A 20816-nucleotide genomic window follows, 5' to 3' on the forward strand; every position below is an offset into this window, starting at 1 on the left:
ACCCACCGCTTTCGCGAGCAAGCCCGCTCCCACAATGGATTGGGGGTGGTCGCAGATATTGCAATCCACACCAACCCCTGTGGGAGCGAGCTTGCTCGCGATGGCGGTTTGGTTGGCGACGGTGTTCAAGCGGATTTCCCCAACAGCATCTGGCGCATCGGCAGAAAATCGCTGGGCAGGATGATCAGCGTTTGCCACAGCGCCACGCCGCTGAGACGGCAATACATCACCAGCAGCCCCAAGGTCACGCCCAGGTAGGCAATAGAGGATGCCGCTGCGGCGCCGACGATGCCGTAGACGGGGATCAGAACCAGGTTCAGCCCCAGGTTCAACAGCGCCCCCCCGCCCATCAGCAGCGAAACAGTGCCAGGGCGGTCCTTGCCCAGCAGGTCCAGGCGCAGGATGCTCGCAAAGCACAACCCGAACACCCCTGGCAGCAGCGCCAGCAGGGCCGGGTACGCCGGTTGGTAGGCGACGCCGAACAAGGTGACGATCAGCCATTCGCCGACCAGTACCATGCTCAGGCAGGCGCCCAGCATGGCCGTGGAAGTCAGGCGCAAGGCCAGCGGGGTCAGGCGCTTCATGTCTGTGTCTTGCTGCAGCAGGCGTTTCATCAGTGGCGTGGTGACCGCTTCCGGCACGATATGCAGCAGTTCGGCCGCCGCGCTGGCCATGGCGTAGTGCCCCAACGCCGTGCTGCCCAGCAGTGCGCCGATGAACAGGTAATCCGAGCGCAGCATCAGTTGCTGGAACAACAGGTCCGGATGACTGCGGACACCGTAACGCAACAGTTCTTTCTGAAGGGTGCGATCCCACCGCAGCGTGAACGCATGATCTCGGCGCAACCACATCCAGCCCGCCAGTACTACCAGGCTCAGGCCCGCCAGCCAACTGATCAGCGCCGCCTCCAGAGCCGTGTCTTTCCACATCCAGAACAGCGCCACGAACAGCAACAGCGGGACCAGGGATTCCATCAGCCGCAAGGCGTTGAACGCGCCCACTCCGCCGGATGCGTTGTGCAGCGTCAGCAGGCCGCTCTTGAGCACCGCCAGCGGCACGGCCAACAACAGCAGCCAGGCCAGCAGTCCCAGTTGCGTAGTGACGTCCAGTTCGGCGCCGAACTCGCGTACCAGCGCCACCACCAGCAGGGTCAGCAACCCGGCAAGCAGACAACCGAAGACCAGCACGTGGCTGATCAAGAGGCTCATCGAGCGATGCTGCGCCGCCTGATAACCCACGGCGGAATTCAGGCCGCCACTGGTGATGGCGCTGATCAGGTCCGGCAGGGTGCTGAGCAGCGCCAGAAGTCCGCGTTCGCTGGGGCCCAGGATCCGTGCCAGCAGCACGTTGCGCAACAGGCGCAAACCGATCATCGCCAGGCTTGTGCCCATGCTCAAGGCCAAGAGCTTCAGATAACGTGCGCGATTCATGAGCGGGCTCCTCGGCGAATGCGCCAGGCCAACAATTCAGGGTGACAGGCGTTGCGCTGGCTGACGCCGAAACGTGGCAGATTCAGAGGGTCGCCGTCGTGGCGATACAGGCCTGCCTCGGTGCCCAGCGCGAACGGAAAACCGTGGGCCGCCACCTGCTCGCGCACTCGGGCGTCATTGTCACCGTTGGGGTAGCAATACACGGGCAAGGGCTGGGCGCAGCCATTTTCCAAGGCCGTCCAACTGCGTGTCAGCTCCTCATGCAGGCGCTGGTCATCCAGCCCGGTCAGGATGGCGTGGCTGGCGCCATGGGGGCCGAAGCGGACCAGGCCGGAATCTTCCAGCATGCGCACCTGGGGCCAGTCCAGCGCCTGGGGCTGGGAGCCTTGGGGACAGACTTCGGTGAGGTCGCTCAACGTTCTCGGATCGAGGGTCTTGAGGCTTTGCAGAAAGTGCAGCAGCGCCAGGCTGCGGCGCTCGTCATCGATGTCGTCGAGCAGCACCGGCAACGGCCGACCGACGTGCTGCAACTGCTCGATCAGCGAGTGCCGCGCCACCTGCCCATGGCTGCCCCAGAGGGTTTCGCCGATGCTTTCCCACCAGAAATGCTGGCGGCTGCCGACGAAATCGGTGGACAGGAAAATGCTCGCGGGCATCTGGTACTGGCGCAGCAGGGGAAAGGCGTTCATGGCGTTGTCGCGCCAACCGTCGTCGAAGGTCAGGGCCACTCGGGGACGGTTCGGAACGCTTTCAGAATCGGCCAGCAACAAGGTCATCAGGGGCACGCACTCAAAGTACCGTTGCAGCCAGATCAACAAGTGTTCGAACGCCTCGGGCCCCACGCACAACTCGTTGCGGTGGGGCAGTTCGGCGGCGCGGTCGTTGTTCAGCACACGGTGCAGCATCAGGATGACGCCGGCGCCACGCAAGGGATGGCGACCCAGGGACGTGTTCAGGTACAGCCAGCCGCCGGTGCGCTTGAAAACGTATTTGATCGACATCGGCCGTGCTCCTTAGCGATTCTGCTCGGGGTTCCATTGGCTGTAGCGCTGGCCGCGCAGAAACTGCCAGAGGCCGATGCTCATGCCCGCCAGCGTCACCAGCACGAACGCGGCCAGGCGAAACGGACGAGGCAGGCGGTGACCCGCGTCCATCAACCCGATCAGCGCCATGGCATAGCCGAGCAGTTGAGCGATCAGGCTCAGGCGATAAAACACCTGCTCGTTCCACAACCAGGCATTGCTCAGCAGTAACGGCAGCAACAAGACCGGGGCCAGGCGGCGGATCAGCTTGTGGCTGATCAGCCCGATCGCATAGAGCCCATGACGCAGCGGATTGAGCAGCTCACGACGCTGGGCAAGGCTTTGCAAGCCGCCGACGGTGACCCGCTGGCGACGGCGAAACTGCTTGTCGGCTTCATCCACGCCCTGGTCGGTCACTCGAGCCCGGGGGGCATAGACGATGGACTTGCCGGCCGCTGGCGCGCAGGTGCTGAGAAAAAAGTCATCGTTGACTTGCGCCGGTATCGGTTGGAATAACGCTCGGCGCAAGGCCAGCAAGGCGCCGTCTGCCGAGACCATGCAGCCGGTGCGGCTTTCGACCCGGCGCAGCCAACCTTCATAGTGCCGATACAGGCTGTCTCCCAGGCTCAGGCCCTTGCCCGGTACGGGGATTTCCATATGGCCGGCACAGGCGCCAACCTCAGGATCCGCCAGCGGTGCCAGCAAATGGCCGAGAGTGTCGGGGAACCACTGATTGTCGGCATCGGTGAACACCAGGATCGCGCCGTTGCTGTGGGCCACGCCGGTATTGAGGGCGGCCGCCTTGCCCTGGCGTGGCAGGTCGAAAACGCTGACGCGCGGGTCGATCACTTTGCGCGCGCAGGCCACCGTGTCATCCGTGGAACCGTCGCTGGCAAGGATGATTTGCAGCGAGCGTGCCGGGTAATCCTGGGCCAGCAGCGTGCGCAATTTCGCTTCGATGTGCCGGGCCTCGTTATGGGCGGCGATGATTATGCTGACGTCCATCGGCATTGCCTTGGTATAGCGCCTCACCGGAAACAGGGGGGTGAGCAAGGTCAACATCACGGGGTAGCCGAGGTAGGCGTACACCGGCAGCAAGAGGCAAGACCAGTAGAAAAATTCAGCCACGGGCAGGTCTCCTGACATTCCATTGAAAAATATTGAGTAGCAGTGCGGCGCCGGTGAGGTGCAGGCGCACCCCGTGCAAGGCCCATAACTGCAAGGTTAAATGCGGGTCGCGCTGGCTCTGGCGCAGGCTCAGGACCAAGGCCGGCAACGTGCTGATCAACAGCAGGATCAGGCCCAGGCGTGCCTGACCCTGGAGCAGGGCGACCAGCGCCAGGACGTCCAGCCCCCAGGCGCCAATCGACAGCGCGGGGAAGCGCAACAGGCGCAGGCTCGGCCCGTGGCTGCGCAGCAACTGCCAGTGGCTGCCTTGGCGCCACAGCTCCTTGCTCATCCACTCGCGCCAGCTGGCTTCGTAGCCCCAATGCAGGGCCACGCTTTCATTGACCAGCAGCAGTTGCGCGCCGGCTTGACGCAAACGCAGGGAAAAATCCTTGTCCTCGCCAGTGCGCAGGGTTTCGTCGAAGCCGCCGACCAGTTCGAACCACCTACGGCGCATCAGCAGGTTGGCGCTGGGCAGCCACGGCACCCGATGCAAGGGGCGCGAACCCGGACGTTGGCTGCGACGCTGCCAGGCGCGGGCGAACCATGGCGCTGGTAGGGGCGTGTCCAGGTCCAGGCCCAGCACATCGCCCTGGCAGCCTTCCATTTCGATCATCCGCTTGAACCCGTCGGCGGGCATTTCGATGTCGGCGTCGATGAACGCCAGCCATTCACCGCTGGCCACCGCGGCGCCACGGTTGCGCAGGGCGCCGATGTGCACGCCAGGTACGATCAGCACCCGCGCGCCCAGCTCGTTGGCGATGCGCGGGCCGTGGTCGTCCGAGCCGTTGTCCACCACGATCAACTCGCAGTCCAGGCGCGCCTGGCGAGCGGCTTGCTGCAACGCCCGCAGCGTGCGGCCGATGTGCCGGGCCTCGTTGAACATCGGGATGACGACGCTCACGCAGCTCATGAACGGGCCTCCTGCGGCTCGGACTGTTCGGCGTCGTAGCGCAAGATGCTGGTCAAGGCGAGCATGATCCACAGCAACTTGTGGTTCGGCGCGCTGAGGAACATCAGGAACAACGCCAGCGACAGGAAACTCATGCCCAGGTGCGTCAACAGGTCCGCTTGGGCCCAGTCCCGGCGCTGCAGCCAGAGTTGGCGAGTGCGCATCAGGTTATAGAGGCCCAGTCCAATTGTGCCGACAAACATCAAGCCGCCTGGCACGCCGATTTCGCTGAAGATTTCCAGGTAGGTGTTATGGGCCTGGCGGTACAGATCTCCCCGTTTGCGATTGGCCGAGAACGCCTTGGCGTAGCCGGTGGGGGCGTAGTGCTCCGGAAACGTCCCAGGGCCTGAGCCGAGTATCGGGTTCTCGCGGATCATCTGGCTGCCCACCACAATGTACGAGGCGCGGCGACCCAAGGACCCGTCCTGGTAGGCGTTGGCTCCGGAACTGAGGATGCTCAACGACTGGATGCGTGCCATGTAGCCAGCCGGCATCAAGGCGATGGCCGCCGGGACCATGAGTGCCACACCGAGCATCGCGAACCCCAGGTGCCGAGGACGTATGCGTGGCAGTTGCGCCCGATAGTGATACAACCCGATGATCAGGCTGAGCAACAGCACGACCAGCCCCGAACGCGATTCGGTCTTGGTCATGCCGCCCAGCAACAGGATCAGGGCGCCACCCCAGAACAACCGGTACAACAGGTTCCGGCTGCGTATGGTCAACAACAATGCCAGCGGTACGGTAAACGCAATCAACAGCGCAAAGGCGTTCGGGTCTTCCAGCAAACCCGAGGCGCGGCCTTGGTCCTGGTATTTGGCCGAAAACATCGCCAGCACGCAGGTGGTGGCGACGCTCACAGTCATCAACCGGGCGAATATATCCAGGTTCATCTCGCGACCGATCAGCAAAGTGATCACGAACAGAATCAGCCCTACTGTGAGTTCACGCAGTTGTGTCAGGGACAGGTCCATGTTCTCCGAAATCAACAGGCTCAGGCCATACAGCATCATGAAGCCGATCAGGGGCTTCCAGATATTGCTGCGCAAGCGTGTCGCGGGAATCTGATGCAGGGCCAACTGCAACATCAGGATCAGGATCAGCGCCAGGCCAAAGAATTTGCTGGCGGAAAACGCGCTGTCCTTGAACAGGCCCTCGAACGGCACCAGCGCGGCAATGCCCAACAGGCCCCAGGCGGGCTTGCGATACAGCATCGTAACGCCGACCAGCCCGAGCACCGCGCCCGGTGCCAGGAACGGATAAGGGCTGGCCAGCAATGCCAGGCAGACCAGCCCCAGCAGACTGACGATCGAGAGCGGGACGATCATGGCCGAGCCTCCCGTGCCGTGCGGATATAAAGTTGCGACCAGCGTTCCGCCAGCGTGCGCAGGTCGTAGCGGTCGCGTTGGGTGCGACGGGCGTTGTCGGCGAGGATCTGCGCCAGGGGCGGTTCGCTGAACAGCGTTTCGATCTGTCGGGCCAGTTCGTCGGCGTCGGCCGGCGTGGCGAGCAGGCCGTTGTGACGGTCCTGCAGCACATCGGGAATACCGCCGACGCCGAACGCCACCACGGGCACACCGGCCTGCATGGCTTCGAGCAGGATCATCGGCGTGCCTTCGGTGCGCGAGCTGATCACCAGGACATCGAGGCGGCTCCACCAGGCATCCATATCGGTCTGATAACCGGGCAGTTCGATGCGCGTGGGCAGCCCGGCATCGGCGATGCGCTTGAGCAAGGGTTGGCGTTCCGGGCCGTCGCCGAGCATCACGGCGTGCAGCGACGCATGGCGCTGGCACAGCGGGATCATGGCGTCGAGGAACAGATCCGGACCTTTCTCGCTACTCAAGCGACCGACGTAGCCGACCCGCCAGTGTTGCCTGTCGTCGCGATGGGGCAGCGGCGTGGTGATGGCGGGCAGGCCGTTGGGGATCACGTCGAGTTTTTCCGCTTTCACGCTGGCCTCGCGGTGCAGCGCCGCGATGCTTTCGGCCACGCAAACCACTCGCTTGACCGGCGCGGTACGGCACAGTTGCAGGCTCAACCACGTATAGAAGCGTTGCTTGGGGCTGCGTGGCGTGAAGCCGTGCTGGGTGATGACCAGCGGCAGATTCAGCAGGGTGGCCGCGGCCCAGCCGAACAACAGGCCTTTGAAATTATGCGTATTGATCAGCGGGCGCTCGGCGCGTCGTTGCCGCAGATGCTGCAACAGTTCGGCCCAACTGGCGCAGTGATGGCAGTCGATCCCGGCCTGGCGGAACCGCGTGATCAAGGTCGGCGGCGCCGCCAGGAACAGCACCTGATGCTGGCCGGGTGTCGCCACGCAATGATCGAGCAGCATCCGCTCGGCGCCATAGAAGCCACCGCTGTCGAGCAGATGAATGATCGACAGAGGAGGGCTGCAGTGGGACGGGCTGAACGGCGCGTTCAATTTTTCACCCAATGAACAAGACTGGGCACGCTCCAGTTGCGGTGTGGGTTGACCTGTTCGGGCGATTGCTCGTTGATCACCAGCAGCACCGGTAGATCCAGCTGATGGCTGATTTGCGCTGGGTGCTTGAAGCGATGGTCGAAGAACTCACGGACATAGACCAGGGCGATCGCCAACAGCAGCCCACTGAACAAGCCGAACGCGATGATCAGCACCGGCTTTGGAAACGCCGCGGCGGTGGGTTCGTATGGCGGGCTCAAGACTCGGGCGTTGGACAGGTCGTTGTCCAGCGAACGGACGGAGCTGGCTTCGGCGAACCGCTGGGCATAGGTGGAGAACGCCGCATGCAGGGCGTTGATCTCGGTGTCCATCTGCCGCAGCTTGCTCTGGGTTTCCTGAAGTTGGTGGATGCGCTCCTTGAAGGTGGCAATGCGCTCGACCTTCTGATTGATCACTGAACTGACCACCGCCAGGTCGGTGGTGCGTTCTTGAATGCGGTTGTTCACCACTTTCAGGAACTGCTGGCGGGTGCGCATGATCTGCTCCCGGGCCAGCAGCATCGGTTCGCTGCCGGGCTGGAAGATCGCCAGGTCATTCATGTAGCGGCTGACCTGGCTGGTCAGTTGCTCGCCCATTTGCCTGATTTCCCGGTCTTCGAAGGCAATGTTGTCCACGGTGGTGGTGAAGGTGAACGGGAAGGTGTAGTCGTTGAACCGCGAGCTGTTCGCCGTCGCGAGACTGGTCTTGAGGTAATCGAGCCAGCGTTGGCTTTGCAGCAAGCGGTCCTGAAACAGGTTCAACGCCTGCTCTTCGGTGTTGATGGCGTTCAGGCGGAAGGTAATCTCTTCCTTGGGATCGGACGAACCGATGCCTTCAAGCAGAGCCAGGCGGTTGCCCTCCAAGCCGTCAAGGCGCGTCTGGTACTGAAGCTTTTTCTGCTCATAGAACGTCTGAGGCAACTCTATCGATTGCAGGTCCTGGCGACCGGTGAGGTAGTTTTCCAGCAGTTGCGCCACGAACCGGGTGCCCTGGGCCGGGTCGCCGAAGCTGTAGACGATCGAAATGACATTGGAGCCGGGCAGGGTCTCGATCTTCAGGTTTTCGATGGCCTCGTCGGTCAGCGTATCGAGCACGGTGTCGCGCATCGGATCGACCTCAAGTCCCAGGCCGTCGCGCAGCGGGTTGATGACGTACTCGCGCAGTGGCTGGGTGACGTAGTGCTTGAACGGCTCGCTTACCCACTTGTTGAAAATGCCTGGGCTTGGGGTGTATTCGCCCTGTTCGCGCAGGGTCTTGATGGTTCCGCGAATCAACGCCGGCGAGCGCAGGATGTTGCTCTCGGTCTCCATGTCCGCCAGCGACGGTGGAATGAACGTCGCGTTTTCCTGGTTCAGCGAAGTCGTGGCGTCGCCTTGGGAGAGTTTTTTCGACTGGACGATCACTTGGGCGGTGATATCGAAGCTCTGCTTGAGCATCAACGGCAGCACCAGGGCGATCACGGCAAAAATCAGGAAGACGCGCTTCACCCACTGCTTGTTGGCGAAGAAGATCCTGAAGAACTCGTGCAGATAGTTTTCCTTGGGGTTCATGATCGGTCACCTGGGGTCAGTTGCTGCCACTTTTGTTATCGAGGTCGTAGCCGAAGCTGACGCCAACGCCCTGGAACAGCACCACGTCGGCCAGTTGCCGGGCCATTTCACCGGCTTTGGCCAGGCCGGTCTTGGGCACGAAAAGCATGTCTTCCGGTTGCAGGTAGGCGATCTGCGAGGCGTCTCCATTCAGGGCCTTCTCCACGTCGTAGTGGCGGGCTTCAACCTGATTGCCGTTGCGACGCATGATCACCACCGAGTCGAGCCTTGCCTTGACGTTCGTGCCCCGAGCCAGGGTCAGCGCCTCGAGAACGGAGATCGGCCGGCGGATCGGGTAGGAACCGGGTTGGGCCACTTCGCCGAGGACATAGATCTCGTTGCCGGCGGTGGACTTGAGCAGCACGTCCACGGTCATGTGGCCGGGCAGTTGGGCATAACGCTCGTTGAGGAAGGTCTCCAGCTGGGTAACGGTCATGCCCTGAAGCGGCACCGAGCCGACTTCCGGGAAGCTGGCGTAACCATCCCGGCCCACAGTGATCTCCCGGCTCATGCCCGTGGCCGGATGGGTCAGGGTGTTGCGCAGGGTTGTCTCGCCAGACAGCGGACTGGTCACCATTACAGTCAATTGGTTGCGATTGGGCTGGAACAGCGATTTCTGATCATAGGCACGCTGCACCGCCAGGCGAGCCTCGTCGGTGGTCAGGCCGGCGACTTTCACCGAGGTATTGGCTCCCGGCAGTTCGATGCTGCCGTCGGGCATTACCTGTTGCGTGCCGTTGAGCTGGTTGGCGGCGGTGAAGTTCAACGCGACCTGGTCGCCCGGTTGCACACGGTAGGCCTGGGGGCCGGTGGTGCTGATGTGGAAAATCACATCCAGCACGTCCTGGGGCCGCAGGGTCTGCTCGACCTTGGGCATGTCGGTGGCCTGGGCATTGGCCGGCGCGGCCGTGAGGATCTGCACTGGCATGGAGCGGGTATCGGTATTGCTGGAGCAACCGGCAAGCGGCAGCAACAGCAGGACAAGCATTTTAACGTTCATCTCGTCATCCTTTTGGCACGCTTACAGGTTGTTGTAGAGCCATTTGGGCATGTAGTACTTGCGGCGGTTGAACACGCTACCCACCACTTTCGCGCCGGCCTGGGCCAGGCGCTGGCGGGCGGCCTGGGCCACTTCCCAGCGGGTGTCCTCGCCGCGTACCACCAGCACCACGCCGTCTACCTGGGTGCTGAGCACCAGCGTGTCACCCGCCGAATACACCGCGTCGGAGTCGATCACCACAAAGCGGTATTGGGCCGCCAGTTGCCTGAACAGCGGGCGCAGGCGCTCGGGGCTCAGGCGATCGGCGTTGCGGCCCAGGCGGCCGAGGGGCAGCACGTCAAAGGGCAGGCTGGACACTTGCACCACGCAATCCTGCAGCAAGGGCGGGGCGAGGCTGTTGAACAGCAGGTCGCTGAAGCCGCGCTCCTTGTGCAGTGACAGTTGTTGGCTGAGGTTGTGGGGCGACTGGCTGGCATCCACCAGCAGCACGCGGCCGTTACTCATCTGCGCCAGTTGGGCGGCCAGCGCCATCGCGCTGGTACTGGTTCCGGTGCCGTTGTTGGCGGCCGTCAGAAGCAGAATCCGCAGGGAAGGATCGAGCACGGTCGAGGTCAGGTTGGTCTCGCTCGGGCTCGCGATGGTCAGGATATTCGTTGAACCGTCCATTTAACTCGCTCCGTGGCCGCTGAAAACTTTGAATGGGGTAATCATCAGGATCTTCAAATCCAACAACAGGCTCTGTTCCGCGATGTAGCTGAGGTCCAATTCCACGCGCTGGTCGAAGTCGATATTGCTGCGCCCGGAGATCTGCCAAAGGCCGGTCATGCCGGGGTAGATGCTCAGGCGCACAAGATGGTTGTCCTTGTAGCGATAGGCGTTGAACGAGGTCGGCCGCGGGCCCACCAGGCGCATGTCGCCCGTCACGACGTTGATCAGGTTCGGCAGTTCGTCGAGGCTGCTGCGGCGCAGGAACCGGCCGATGGGGGTGATGCGTGGGTCGTTGTCGATCTTGAAGTCGATGGCATCGACACCGTGTTTGTTGAGGTGGCGCAGCGACTCCTTGAGGGCCTCGGCGTCCGCCACCATGGTGCGGAACTTGTACATGCCGAAGACCCGGCCGCGATAACCGGTGCGCTTCTGCACGAACAGGACCGGGCCCGGGCTGGAAAATTTGATCAGCAGGGCCAGGCCCAGCAGCAGCGGGCACAGCATCAGCAGGATCGCCAGGGCGCCAAGGCAGGCCACCACCCGGTTGGTGCGCGACACGGTCCAGGGCCGGCCGCCGTCACGACCGGTCAGCCAGCCTCGGCCTTGGCGGTGAATGGCGGCGTCCAGACGTCGACGGTGATCGGGGTCGATTCGTTTGTCGCGTCCGAAGGCGCTGATGGGTATGTCTTGCTCATGTCGGGTCATAGACGCCTCCGTTGAGGTTTGGCCGCAGGCGTTCAGCCGCGAGCGGTGGGCGGGCAGGCAGTGAGTAGTAGTCGACGAACCATTGGACGAAGCGGCCCAGGCCTTCGTCGAGGTCGATGCCGGGTTGGAAACCGGTGGCGCGTGCCAGGTCGCTGGCGTCGGCGCAGGTGTTGAGCACATCCCCCGCTTGCAGCGGCAGCAGCTCGATGCGGGCCGTCCGGCCCAGGTGTTTTTCCAGCAGCGCCACATAGGCGCGCAGTTCCACCGGATGCTGACCTCCGATGTTGTAGATCCGCCAGGGCGCGCGACTGGTGGCCGGGTCAGGTTGTTCCCCATCCCACAGTGGCGTGATGTGCGGCGGCTGGCCGATCAGCCGGGCGATGCTTTCGACGATGTCGTCGATGTAGGTGAAATCGCGTTGATGCTCGCCATGGTTGAACAGCTGCAACGCGCGCCCTTCGGCGATGGCCCGGGCAAACTGGATCGGCGACATGTCCGGCCGGCCCCACGGGCCATACACCGTGAAGAACCGCAGGCCGGTGCAAGGGATGCCGAACAGGTGGCTGTAGCTGTGGGCCATCAATTCATTGGCTTTCTTGCTGGCCGCGTACAGCGACAATGGGTGATCGACGTTGTCCCGCACGGCATAGGGCGTGCGCTGGTTGGCGCCGTATACGGAGCTGGAGGAGGCGTAGATCAGATGCTTGACGGGATGGCGCCGGCAGCTTTCCAGGATGTTCAGGAAACCGGTGAGGTTGCTGTCGATATAAGCCTGCGGATTCTCCAGGGAGTAGCGCACCCCGGCTTGGGCGGCGAGATGAATCACCACGTCCGGGCGACGGGTCTGGAACAGTTCGTCGACCGCCGATGCGTCGGCCAGGTCGATTCGGGCCAGGGGGAAATCGCCTGCCTGATCCTTCACCCAGGCCACGCGATCATGCTTGAGCTGTGGGTCGTAGTAGTCGTTGAAATTATCCAGGCCGCACACTCGATAGCCGTCGCGCAGCAGCCGCAGCACACAGTGGGCGCCGATGAAACCGGCCGCGCCGGTCACCAGGATATTCACGCTTGTGGCCCGGCGGTCGGAGTGCCGGGCACGGTGTGCCGCAGCCCGATACCGCGATACAGCAGCCCGGCGGCGGCCGGATGTTCGGGGTTGTACAGGTTGCGGCCATCGATGATCACCCGGGCGCGCAGCTTGTTGGCCAGCAGGTCGAAATCCACCACGCGAAAGTTCTTCCACTCGGTGCAGATCACCAGCGCGTCAGCGTCTTCCAGGGTGTCGTCGCGGGTGGCGCACAGGTTCAGGTCTTTGCGATAACCGTAGAGGCGGCGGCATTCGGACATGGCTTCCGGGTCGTAGGCCTGGACACGGGCGCCTTCGCGCCACAGCGCTTCCATCAGGTAGCGACTGGGGGCTTCGCGCATGTCATCGGTGTTGGGCTTGAACGCCAGGCCCCAGATGGCAATCGACTTGCCGGCCAGGCCTTCGGCGAACTGCTTGGCCAGTTTTTCGAAAAGGATGTGCCGCTGGCTGTCGTTGACGTCGGTAACGCTGCGCAGCAGGCGCAGCGGCATGCCGCTCTGTTCGGCGGTGTGCAGCAGGGCGCGCAGATCCTTGGGGAAACATGAGCCGCCGAAGCCGCAGCCGGGGTAGATAAAGTGATAACCGATGCGCGGGTCCGAGCCGATGCCTTTGCGCACCGCTTCGATGTCGGCGCCCAGCCGTTCGGTAAGGTTGGCCAGTTCGTTCATGAAGCTGATACGGGTGGCGAGCATCGCATTGGCGGCGTACTTGGTCAGCTCCGCGCTGCGGTTGTCCATGAACATCAGTTTTTCGTGGTTACGGCAAAAGGGCGCGTAAAGCTCGCTCATCTGGTCGCGAGCCAGCGGGTCGGCGGTGCCGATGATGATCCGGTCGGGGCGCATGCAGTCGGCCAGGGCACTGCCTTCCTTGAGAAACTCGGGGTTGGATACCACGCGCACGTTCAACTGCTTCAGGCCCCGACGCGTCAACGCCTGGCGGGCGCACTCGGCGACCTTGTCGGCCGTGCCCACCGGTACCGTGGACTTGATGACCAGGGTGCGGTCGCTGTCCATGAAATCGGCGATCTGCCGGGTGACCGCCAATACATGGCTCAGGTCTGCCGAGCCGTCTTCGTCGGCGGGGGTGCCGACGGCGATGAAAATCACTTCGCCATGGTTGACCGCGTCGCTGGCCTGGGAACTGAACGACAGGCGTCCGGCCTTGATGTTGTCTTCGAGCAGATTGGACAGGCCCGGCTCACTGATGGGCGGTACCGCCTGTTGCAGTTGCCGGATTTTGTTCGGGTCGATGTCGATGCATAAGACGCGGTGTCCGACATCCGCCATGGCGGCGGCCTGGATCAGCCCCACATACCCCGTTCCAAATACGCTCACGTCCATTTTTGGCGCGCCTCGCAGACCGATTGATGTAACTCGGATGAAACTGTTTAGAGGGGTATAGCGCAGCTTCGGAAAAGCGTGTCAGCAAAATGACAGTTGTCACTGTTGGCAATTCAAGTGAAATCCGGCCTTTTGATATCAAGTCATTGACTGCCTTAGGAAACCGCCTGTTTTATTGGTGTTAACGGGAATTTGACAAAGCGATAAACGGTAGTAATTCATAGATTTTAGAATTTGACTGCGTATTTACGTGTCGTTTTTGGGCTAACTTTTTTTTGACGCTTAGCTGAGGAGAGGCATTTCTTGCGCTTTGAAAGTCCGCTGCTAATGTGCAAAAACAAACCGCTTTTGATGTGCGGGAACGAACCGCTTTCAACGCTGTGCTTTGGTCGAGGAACACATGGCCCGATACCTCAAGGAACTGCTGCTGGTTCTCTATTTGCTCAAGGGCTACGGCTATTACTTGGAGCGGCTGGACGCGTTGGGCCTGGGGTTCGCGACTTTGCTGTATGGCGCGATGTTCGCGCTGTTGGTGGCGGCGCTGTGGCTGAGTGCCTGCATACGCCAGACGCTGGTCAGGCACGTGTTCGCCTTGGCGATGTTCGTCTCAGCGGTATTTTTCGAGGTCTATACCAGGGTCACCGACAGTTATCTGACCTACAGCCAGTTTGTTTCCATGGTGTACTCGGGGGGCTTTATCCAGGAGGCGGCTTATCAGTATCGCGACGTGATCATCAGCGCAGCGGCCAGCGGCTTGTTGCTGTTGTTCGGCATTGGGCTCAAGCCCAGGCGGTCGCTGTCGATGCCCGGTTACCTGCCGGTGGTCGCACCGGTGTTGGGGGTGTTGCTGCTCAGCGCGGTGTTATTCGTGCGAGCGGGCGAGGGGGCGCGAGGCCTGCCGGTGATGTACACGCCGTTGGCCTATTTGAATCTCTTCACCTACGAGTCCTTGCACAACACTATCGGCCCACGGGAACCAGTCAGCTTGGGGCGGCCATCGGCGGCGATCGACCACGATATTGTGCTGATCATCGACGAAAGCATTGGCGGAAACTATCTGGATATCAACACCCCGTTCGGCGTTCACACCGGCCTCAAGACGCCGCCGGACGGGGTGGATATCTTCAACTTCGGCTACGCGGCTTCTATCGCCAATTGCAGTGCCGACACCAACGTCACCCTGCGTTACGGCGGCACTCGCGCCGACTACATACGCATCAACAGCACGCTGCCGTCGATCTGGCAGTACGCCAGCAAAGCCGGTTTGCGCACCGTCTACATCGACGCCCAGCGCACCGGTGGCAATCTGCAGAACTTGATGACCGACCTGGAAAAAAGGGACATCGACGTGTTCGTCCAGTTCGACCAGACCAGCGTGCGCGACCGCGACATGGCGGCCGCGGCGAAATTGATCGAACTGCTGGGCGATGACCAGGCCGAACTGATCGTAATCAATAAGGTAGGGGCGCATTTCCCGGTGCACGACAAATACCCCGACGACTTCATGAACTACCGTCCGGCGTTGCCCCGTGGGCAATTCCAAGAAGTGGCTGACACCGGCAGGCGTGATGGATTCAATGGTCAGAAAGATGACTGGTTGCTGTACCGCAATGCCTACCAGAACACCTTGCTGTGGAACGTCGGCGAGTTCTTCAAGCGCATTTTCCAGCAGGCTGATTTGAGCAACGCGGTGTTGATCTATACCTCTGATCACGGCCAGGACCTGCATGAACGTGGCAACCCGGGCCTCGACACTCACTGCGGCGGCAACCCGGTGGCGGAGGAGGGGTTGGTGCCGCTGGTGGTGATCCAGGGCAGCCAGTTGCAAACCCTTGATTGGAACGCTGCCTGGGCGCGCAACAAAGACCGCTCGAGCCACTACAACATCTTCCCGACCTTGCTGCAGCTGATGGGCTACGACCCCGCCGGAATCGAATCGGCCTATGGAAAATCCCTGGCCCAACCCACCGATGACGACTTCACCTTCAATTACCGCTTCAACGCCCGACTGGGGGCGAAACCGGCCTGGAAGCACATCGACCTGGGCAGCATCGTGACACCGCCTCCTGGCCAGGCTGAAATGGCGGTGGGGCATTGATGGTGGTGGGGCAGTTTGCAGGGGGCGTTGAATGTACCGGCGCCTTCGCGAGCTTGAAAAGCACAGGCCAGTTGGGCAAGTTCATCTCTGGGGGCGATCACACAACTCCGCTATCCTGAATCTCATGTTTATCCACTGAGCCTGTTCATGCTTGAAGTGCGCGAGGTTTTCAAAAGCTATGCCACACCCCAAGGCCCGTTGCCGGTGTTGCAAGGCATCGACCTGACGCTGTCGCCGGGCAGCAGCCTGGCGCTGATGGGGGAGTCAGGCAGTGGCAAAAGTACGTTGCTGCATTTGGTCGCCGGGCTGGACAAGGTCGATCGCGGCAGCATTCGCAGTGGCGAGTATCGGCTCGAGGGAATGAGCGAGAGCCAACTGGCGAACTGGCGGCGCACGGAAATCGGCTTGGTGTTCCAGCAGTTCAACCTCATCAGCAGCTTGCCGGTGGAGGACAACCTGGCGTTCCAGGCGCGCCTGTGTGGCCGCTATGACGCTGCCTGGCAGGCTCATCTGGTGCAGCGGCTGGGGCTTGCGGACTTGTTGCGGCGTTACCCCGAGCAGCTTTCCGGCGGGCAGCAGCAAAGGGTCGCGTTGGGGCGGGCGCTGGCTTCGCGGCCGCCGTTGTTGCTGGCCGACGAACCCACCGGTAGCCTCGACGAAGCCACCAGCGATGAAGTATTGCAGCTGTTGCTGGAGTTGCTGGACGGCAGCTCCACCAGCCTGCTGATGGTCACGCACAGTCCGCGGGTGGCCGCTCGCCTGGCCCATCGCGTGGAATTGCATCGCGGACGGCTGGCGCAGGTGGCCCTGGGGTGATGATTCTTCGCCAGACCCTCAAGGCCTTGCTCAGCCATTGGCGCCAACACCCGGTGCAGTTTTTCAGCGTGCTGACCGGCCTCTGGCTCGCCACCAGCCTGCTCACCGGCGTGCAAGCCCTGAACAGTCAGGCCCGGGAAAGCTACGCCCGCGCCAGCCAACTGATCGGCGGCGAACCCCAGGCCAGCCTCAGTGCCCCCGGCGGCGGCATCTTCCCCCAGCAATGGTTCGTCGAGCTGCGGCGCCAGGGCTGGCCGGTGTCGCCGGTGTTGCAGGCGCGGGTGACGCTCAAGGGGCACGAAGATCAACGCCTGCAACTGATGGGCATCGACCCGGTGTCGCTGCCCCCCGGCGCGGCGCTGGCGGGCCAGGCGCGGGAAATGAGCGAGGTGGTGGAATTTTTCACCGACCCAGGGCGTACCTGGATCGCTCCGCAAACGCTGCAAGCACTGGAACTGGAGGAGGGCGACCGGCCCCAGACCGTCGACGGGCAAGCGCTGCCGCCGCTGCGTGTCCAGCAAGACATGGCGCCGGGCGTGTTGCTGATGGACATTGGCTTTGCCCAGCCGCTGCTCAGGCTGCCGGATCAATTGTCGCGGTTGTTGTTGCCCGCCACGTTCCGCGCGGCAGTGCCGGAAGCGTTCAACGGTCGTCTGCAGTTCAAGCGCGCCGACGAAGAGAACAACCTGTCGCGCCTGACCGAGAGTTTTCACCTGAACCTCGACGCCCTGGGTTTCTTATCTTTTGTGGTGGGGTTGTTCATCGTTCACGCGGCTATCGGGTTGGCCCTGGAACAACGTCGCAGCCTGTTGCGAACCTTGCGCGCCTGCGGCGTCAGTGCGCGGATGCTGGTCACCAGCCTCGCCCTTGAGCTCGGGGCGCTGGCTTTGCTGGGCGGGATCGCCGGGGTGCTCAGCGGCTATTGGCTGGCGAGCCTGCTGCTGCCCGATGTCGCAGCGAGCCTGCGGGGGTTGTACGGCGCCGAAGTCGCCGGGCATCTGAATCTCAGCCCTTGGTGGTGGCTCAGTGGCGTGGGCCTGAGCTTGCTGGGCGCGCTGCTGGCCGGGGCTGACAGTTTGCTGCGCGCCGCGCGCCTGCCGTTGTTGGCCCTTGCCAATCCCCAGGCCTGGCATCAGGCCCACGCGCGCTGGCTGCGTCGCCAGGGCTGGGTGGCGACATTGGCGGCGCTGGTTGCCGCGTCGGCCTTGATTTGGGGCGACAGCCTGGCCAGCGGTTTTGTCTTGATGACGGCGTTGTTGCTGGGCGCGGCGCTGGCCTTGCCGGTGTTGCTCAACCTCGCGCTGAACCTGTTGTTGCGGCGCAGCCGCTCGGTGCTCGGGCAATGGTTTGTCGCCGATTGCCGCCAGCAACTGCCGACGCTGAGCCTGGCACTGATGGCTTTGCTCCTGGCGCTGGCGGCGAATATCGGTGCGGGCAGCATGACCTCGGGGTTCCGCCAGACGTTCAGCCATTGGCTCGAACAACGGTTGACCGCCGAGCTGTACATCAACCCGCAAACCCCGGCCCAGGCGGGCGAGTTGCACGCCTGGCTCAAGCAGCAGCCGGCGATCACGGCGGTGCTGCCCAACTGGCAAGTCCTGATTCCCCTGCAAGGCTGGCCGACGGATGTCTACGGAATCATCGACCACCCTGCTTATCGCCAGCATTGGCCGTTGCTGGCGTCGGCCGGTGATGATCCCTGGGAACAACTGGCCAGCGCCGACACGCTCATGCTCAGTGAACAACTGGCCCGGCGCTTGAAGGTGGGCATTGGCGATCCATTGACCATTCCCACACCCCAAGGGCCGTGGACGCCGCGCATCGTCGGGATCTACGCTGACTACGGCAATCCGAAGGGGCATGTGCTGGTCAATGCCGAGCATTTGCTGGCGCACTGGCCGCAACTGACGCCCAGTCGCTTCAACCTGCGCATCGAGCCTGCCGCGATCGGGCCGCTGCTGGCCGCGCTGCAAGACCGGTTCAGCCTGGATGACAGCCGCATCGTCGATCAGGCGCGGCTCAAGGGTTGGTCGACCCAAGTGTTCGAACGTACCTTTGCCGCCACCGCTGCGCTCAACAGCCTGACCCTGGCGGTGGCCGGAGTGGCGTTGTTCATCAGCCTGCTGACCCAGAGCCAGAGTCGCCTCGGCCAACTGGCACCGCTGTGGGCGCTGGGTGTGACGCGGCGCCAATTGATGTTGCTCAACCTCGGCCAGACTTGGCTCCTGGCGCTGCTGACATTGGTGTTGGCCTTGCCCTTGGGGATTGCCCTGGCCTGGTGCCTGGACGCGGTGATCAACGTTCAGGCTTTTGGCTGGCGCCTGCCGCTGCAAGTTTTTCCATTGCAATTGGCGCAATTGCTCGCCCTGGCGATGTTCGCCACGCTACTGGCATCGGCCTGGCCGCTGTATGCGTTGTACCGCACGCAGCCGGCGGATTTGCTGAGGACCTTTGCCCATGAAGATTAGAGTCGCTCTGATGCTGCTGGCGCTGCTCAGTGGTTGTGACGATGCGCAGCCGCCGCAGAAAGGCTTTGCCGGCCTCGGCGATCAGGCGGTCGCGTTCACCCCGGTGGTGCCGGGACGGGTGTTCAGTTTTCCGGCCGACCATGGCATCCACGATGGCTTTCGCATCGAGTGGTGGTACGTCACCGCCAATCTCAAGGATGCCCAAGGTCATGATTTCGGCGTGCAATGGACACTGTTTCGCAGCGCCTTGAACGCTGGCCCTCAAGCCAATGGCTGGCGCAACCAGACCATCTGGCTTGGCCACGCCGCCGTCACGTCCGCCACCGTGCACCATGCCGCCGAACGTTATGCGCGAGGCGGCGTAGGGCAGGCCGGCGTGCAGGCGACGCCTTTCGATGCCTGGGTCGACGACTGGCGCTTCAGCAGCGTGGCTTCGGCGGCCGACCCTCTGGCGGACATGCGATTGCAAGCCCATGACTCGCGCTTCAGCTATGCCTTGCGACTCACCTCGACCCGTCCGCTGGTGTTGCAGGGTGACAAGGGGTTCAGCCAGAAATCCGAACAAGGCCAGGCGTCGTACTATTACAGCCAGCCGTTTTTCCAGGCCAGCGGCGAACTGGAAATCGACGGCCAGCGCTATCAGGTCAGCGGCCCGGCCTGGCTGGACCGCGAGTGGAGCAGCCAGCCGCTGACCGCCAACCAGACCGGGTGGGACTGGTTCTCCCTGCACCTGGGCAGCGGTGAGCATGTGATGCTGTATCGCATGCGCCACAAAAACGGCGCGCCTTACCTGACGGGCACCTGGATCGATACCCGGGGCCAGGCGCAAACCCTGCAGGCCGGGGAAATCGACCTGGAGCCGCTGGACACTGGCAAGGTCGCCGGCCGCTCGATGCCGATGCGCTGGGCGATCAGGATTCCCGGCAAGCAGCTCGATATCACCACCGATGCCCTGAACGCCAATGCCTGGATGAACCTGCGCATTCCCTATTGGGAAGGTCCGGTGCAACTTCATGGCAGCCACGACGGCACTGGCTATCTGGAAATGACCGGCTACTGACAATTGCTGGAACTCCCCGCGAACGTCGACCCTCATAGGTTATGAATGTCTTGCACGGAGCCCGTGATGAGCGATGACCTCAAACCTCCGTCGCTGGCTGATTGGCAGCGGCTGTTCGACGACAAAGCCTATTGGCAGCAGTCCCCCGACGCTCATTTCACAGAGTTGATGCGGGTGGCTGATGACTTGTTCGGTCTCGGCGCCATCGACCTGACGCAATGGCAGGATTTGAAAACGAGGGCCGAGCAGCTTCACCAGCGCTCCCCCGATGCCAATGTGGCTGAAGAAGTCGCCGACCCTGATGCCTGACCCAGGTTGAACGACCAAGGAGTTCGCTATGAAGCACAGCCCCGATCAACCCCAGCAAAACCCTGATGACCCGGCGCTGCCCGGCGAAGTGGAACGCGACAACGATGCCTTGCGACCCAACGATCCGGCCAAGCGCAAACAGGAGCAGGGTCACCCCGGGGCAGGGGAAACCGATGCGCAAAAGACCGGGCGGCGTGGTTGAGGCCAGGCGTACTGGTCAATATATAAAAAACTGTTAATGAAAGTGTAACTTGCCGTTACTTTGCGCCTTTCATTGTCCAGAATTCTTGTCCGCTATTTATTTGTATAGATATTTGTACAAAAAAGTATCTAAAGATATGGATGCCAGTGGCGTGGGAGTTTCCTTGACTGGGCTCGGAGGCAGGCTCCAATGCGGCCACTGCGCGGCCGAGCGGGAGCAAGCGCCCTCGCCACGGGTTCGGTTTGCAAAGGTTTTGTGTAACTGTGACCAAGGTAAACAATTATTTAAACAGGCTCGCGGACATAACCAGGAAGTTCCACTATTATTGTCCCCGTTCGCCCAGTGTCAGGCTCTTTACCAGTGCATGGAATGCCGAGGCCGTCCCACTGGGCGAAC

The 20816-nt window shown here is 62.5% G+C and carries 18 protein-coding genes; 6 read left to right on the forward strand and 12 right to left on the reverse strand.

Going from position 1 to position 20816, the window contains the following annotated elements:
* Nucleotides 1-125: 125 nt before the first annotated feature.
* Genes PFLQ2_RS18820 through PFLQ2_RS18765 form a run of 12 tightly spaced genes read right to left on the reverse strand, consistent with a single transcriptional unit; the run spans nt 126 to nt 13467 of the window.
* Nucleotides 126-1430 carry an oligosaccharide flippase family protein gene (locus tag PFLQ2_RS18820; protein WP_003179853.1) on the reverse strand — a complete coding sequence of 435 codons (1305 nt, stop codon included), beginning with the start codon at nt 1428-1430 and terminating at the stop codon, nt 126-128.
* The gene (locus PFLQ2_RS18815; protein WP_003179855.1) at nt 1427-2431 is read right to left on the reverse strand and encodes a polysaccharide deacetylase family protein; all 1005 of its coding nucleotides are present in this window, start codon (nt 2429-2431) and stop codon (nt 1427-1429) included. Before PFLQ2_RS18815 ends, PFLQ2_RS18820 begins: the two co-directional genes overlap by 4 nt.
* A gap of 12 nt (nt 2432-2443) precedes the next feature.
* Nucleotides 2444-3580 (reverse strand): glycosyltransferase family 2 protein, encoded by a 1137-nt coding sequence (locus PFLQ2_RS18810; RefSeq protein WP_003179857.1) that lies wholly within the window; start codon nt 3578-3580, stop codon nt 2444-2446.
* Nucleotides 3573-4532, reverse strand: a complete 960-nt coding sequence (locus PFLQ2_RS18805; RefSeq protein WP_003179859.1) for a glycosyltransferase — start codon at nt 4530-4532, stop codon at nt 3573-3575. Before PFLQ2_RS18805 ends, PFLQ2_RS18810 begins: the two co-directional genes overlap by 8 nt.
* A complete protein-coding gene (locus tag PFLQ2_RS18800; RefSeq protein ID WP_003179860.1) occupies nt 4529-5899 on the reverse strand; it encodes an O-antigen ligase family protein in 1371 nt (456 codons plus the stop codon). Before PFLQ2_RS18800 ends, PFLQ2_RS18805 begins: the two co-directional genes overlap by 4 nt.
* Nucleotides 5896-6999 (reverse strand): glycosyltransferase family 4 protein, encoded by a 1104-nt coding sequence (locus tag PFLQ2_RS18795; protein WP_003179862.1) that lies wholly within the window; start codon nt 6997-6999, stop codon nt 5896-5898. The genes PFLQ2_RS18800 and PFLQ2_RS18795 overlap by 4 nt, the downstream gene beginning before the upstream one ends.
* The gene (locus PFLQ2_RS18790) at nt 6996-8588 is read right to left on the reverse strand and encodes a GumC family protein (protein WP_003179864.1); all 1593 of its coding nucleotides are present in this window, start codon (nt 8586-8588) and stop codon (nt 6996-6998) included. Before PFLQ2_RS18790 ends, PFLQ2_RS18795 begins: the two co-directional genes overlap by 4 nt.
* A 16-nt stretch (nt 8589-8604) precedes the next feature.
* Nucleotides 8605-9627, reverse strand: a complete 1023-nt coding sequence (locus PFLQ2_RS18785) for a polysaccharide biosynthesis/export family protein (RefSeq protein WP_003179865.1) — start codon at nt 9625-9627, stop codon at nt 8605-8607.
* A gap of 21 nt (nt 9628-9648) precedes the next feature.
* On the reverse strand, nt 9649-10293 hold the full coding sequence (locus tag PFLQ2_RS18780) for a CpsD/CapB family tyrosine-protein kinase (protein ID WP_003179868.1): 645 nt from the start codon (nt 10291-10293) through the stop codon (nt 9649-9651).
* Nucleotides 10294-11040: a sugar transferase gene (locus tag PFLQ2_RS18775; protein WP_003179869.1), complete on the reverse strand. Its 747-nt coding sequence runs from the start codon at nt 11038-11040 to the stop codon at nt 10294-10296.
* A complete protein-coding gene (locus PFLQ2_RS18770) occupies nt 11027-12106 on the reverse strand; it encodes an NAD-dependent epimerase (RefSeq protein WP_003179871.1) in 1080 nt (359 codons plus the stop codon). Before PFLQ2_RS18770 ends, PFLQ2_RS18775 begins: the two co-directional genes overlap by 14 nt.
* Nucleotides 12103-13467: a UDP-glucose dehydrogenase family protein gene (locus tag PFLQ2_RS18765; protein ID WP_003179873.1), complete on the reverse strand. Its 1365-nt coding sequence runs from the start codon at nt 13465-13467 to the stop codon at nt 12103-12105. The genes PFLQ2_RS18770 and PFLQ2_RS18765 overlap by 4 nt, the downstream gene beginning before the upstream one ends.
* Before the next feature lie 400 nt (nt 13468-13867).
* On the opposite strand from PFLQ2_RS18765, the gene PFLQ2_RS18760 reads away from it, so the two are divergent.
* From PFLQ2_RS18760 to PFLQ2_RS30440, 6 genes are all read left to right on the forward strand, one after another.
* Nucleotides 13868-15565 (forward strand): sulfatase-like hydrolase/transferase, encoded by a 1698-nt coding sequence (locus PFLQ2_RS18760; RefSeq protein WP_003179874.1) that lies wholly within the window; start codon nt 13868-13870, stop codon nt 15563-15565.
* 147 nt (nt 15566-15712) lie between these two features.
* The gene (locus PFLQ2_RS18755) at nt 15713-16381 is read left to right on the forward strand and encodes an ABC transporter ATP-binding protein (protein ID WP_003179876.1); all 669 of its coding nucleotides are present in this window, start codon (nt 15713-15715) and stop codon (nt 16379-16381) included.
* The gene (locus tag PFLQ2_RS18750) at nt 16381-18849 is read left to right on the forward strand and encodes an ABC transporter permease (RefSeq protein WP_003179878.1); all 2469 of its coding nucleotides are present in this window, start codon (nt 16381-16383) and stop codon (nt 18847-18849) included. The genes PFLQ2_RS18755 and PFLQ2_RS18750 overlap by 1 nt, the downstream gene beginning before the upstream one ends.
* The gene (locus tag PFLQ2_RS18745; RefSeq protein WP_003179880.1) at nt 18839-19909 is read left to right on the forward strand and encodes a lipocalin-like domain-containing protein; all 1071 of its coding nucleotides are present in this window, start codon (nt 18839-18841) and stop codon (nt 19907-19909) included. The genes PFLQ2_RS18750 and PFLQ2_RS18745 overlap by 11 nt, the downstream gene beginning before the upstream one ends.
* A gap of 66 nt (nt 19910-19975) precedes the next feature.
* Nucleotides 19976-20218 (forward strand): hypothetical protein, encoded by a 243-nt coding sequence (locus PFLQ2_RS18740; RefSeq protein ID WP_003179882.1) that lies wholly within the window; start codon nt 19976-19978, stop codon nt 20216-20218.
* A gap of 28 nt (nt 20219-20246) precedes the next feature.
* On the forward strand, nt 20247-20420 hold the full coding sequence (locus tag PFLQ2_RS30440; RefSeq protein ID WP_003179884.1) for a hypothetical protein: 174 nt from the start codon (nt 20247-20249) through the stop codon (nt 20418-20420).
* Nucleotides 20421-20816: the final 396 nt, after the last annotated feature.

The organism is Pseudomonas fluorescens Q2-87, assembly GCF_000281895.1.
Taxonomy (GTDB): Bacteria; Pseudomonadota; Gammaproteobacteria; order Pseudomonadales; family Pseudomonadaceae; genus Aquipseudomonas; species Aquipseudomonas fluorescens_S.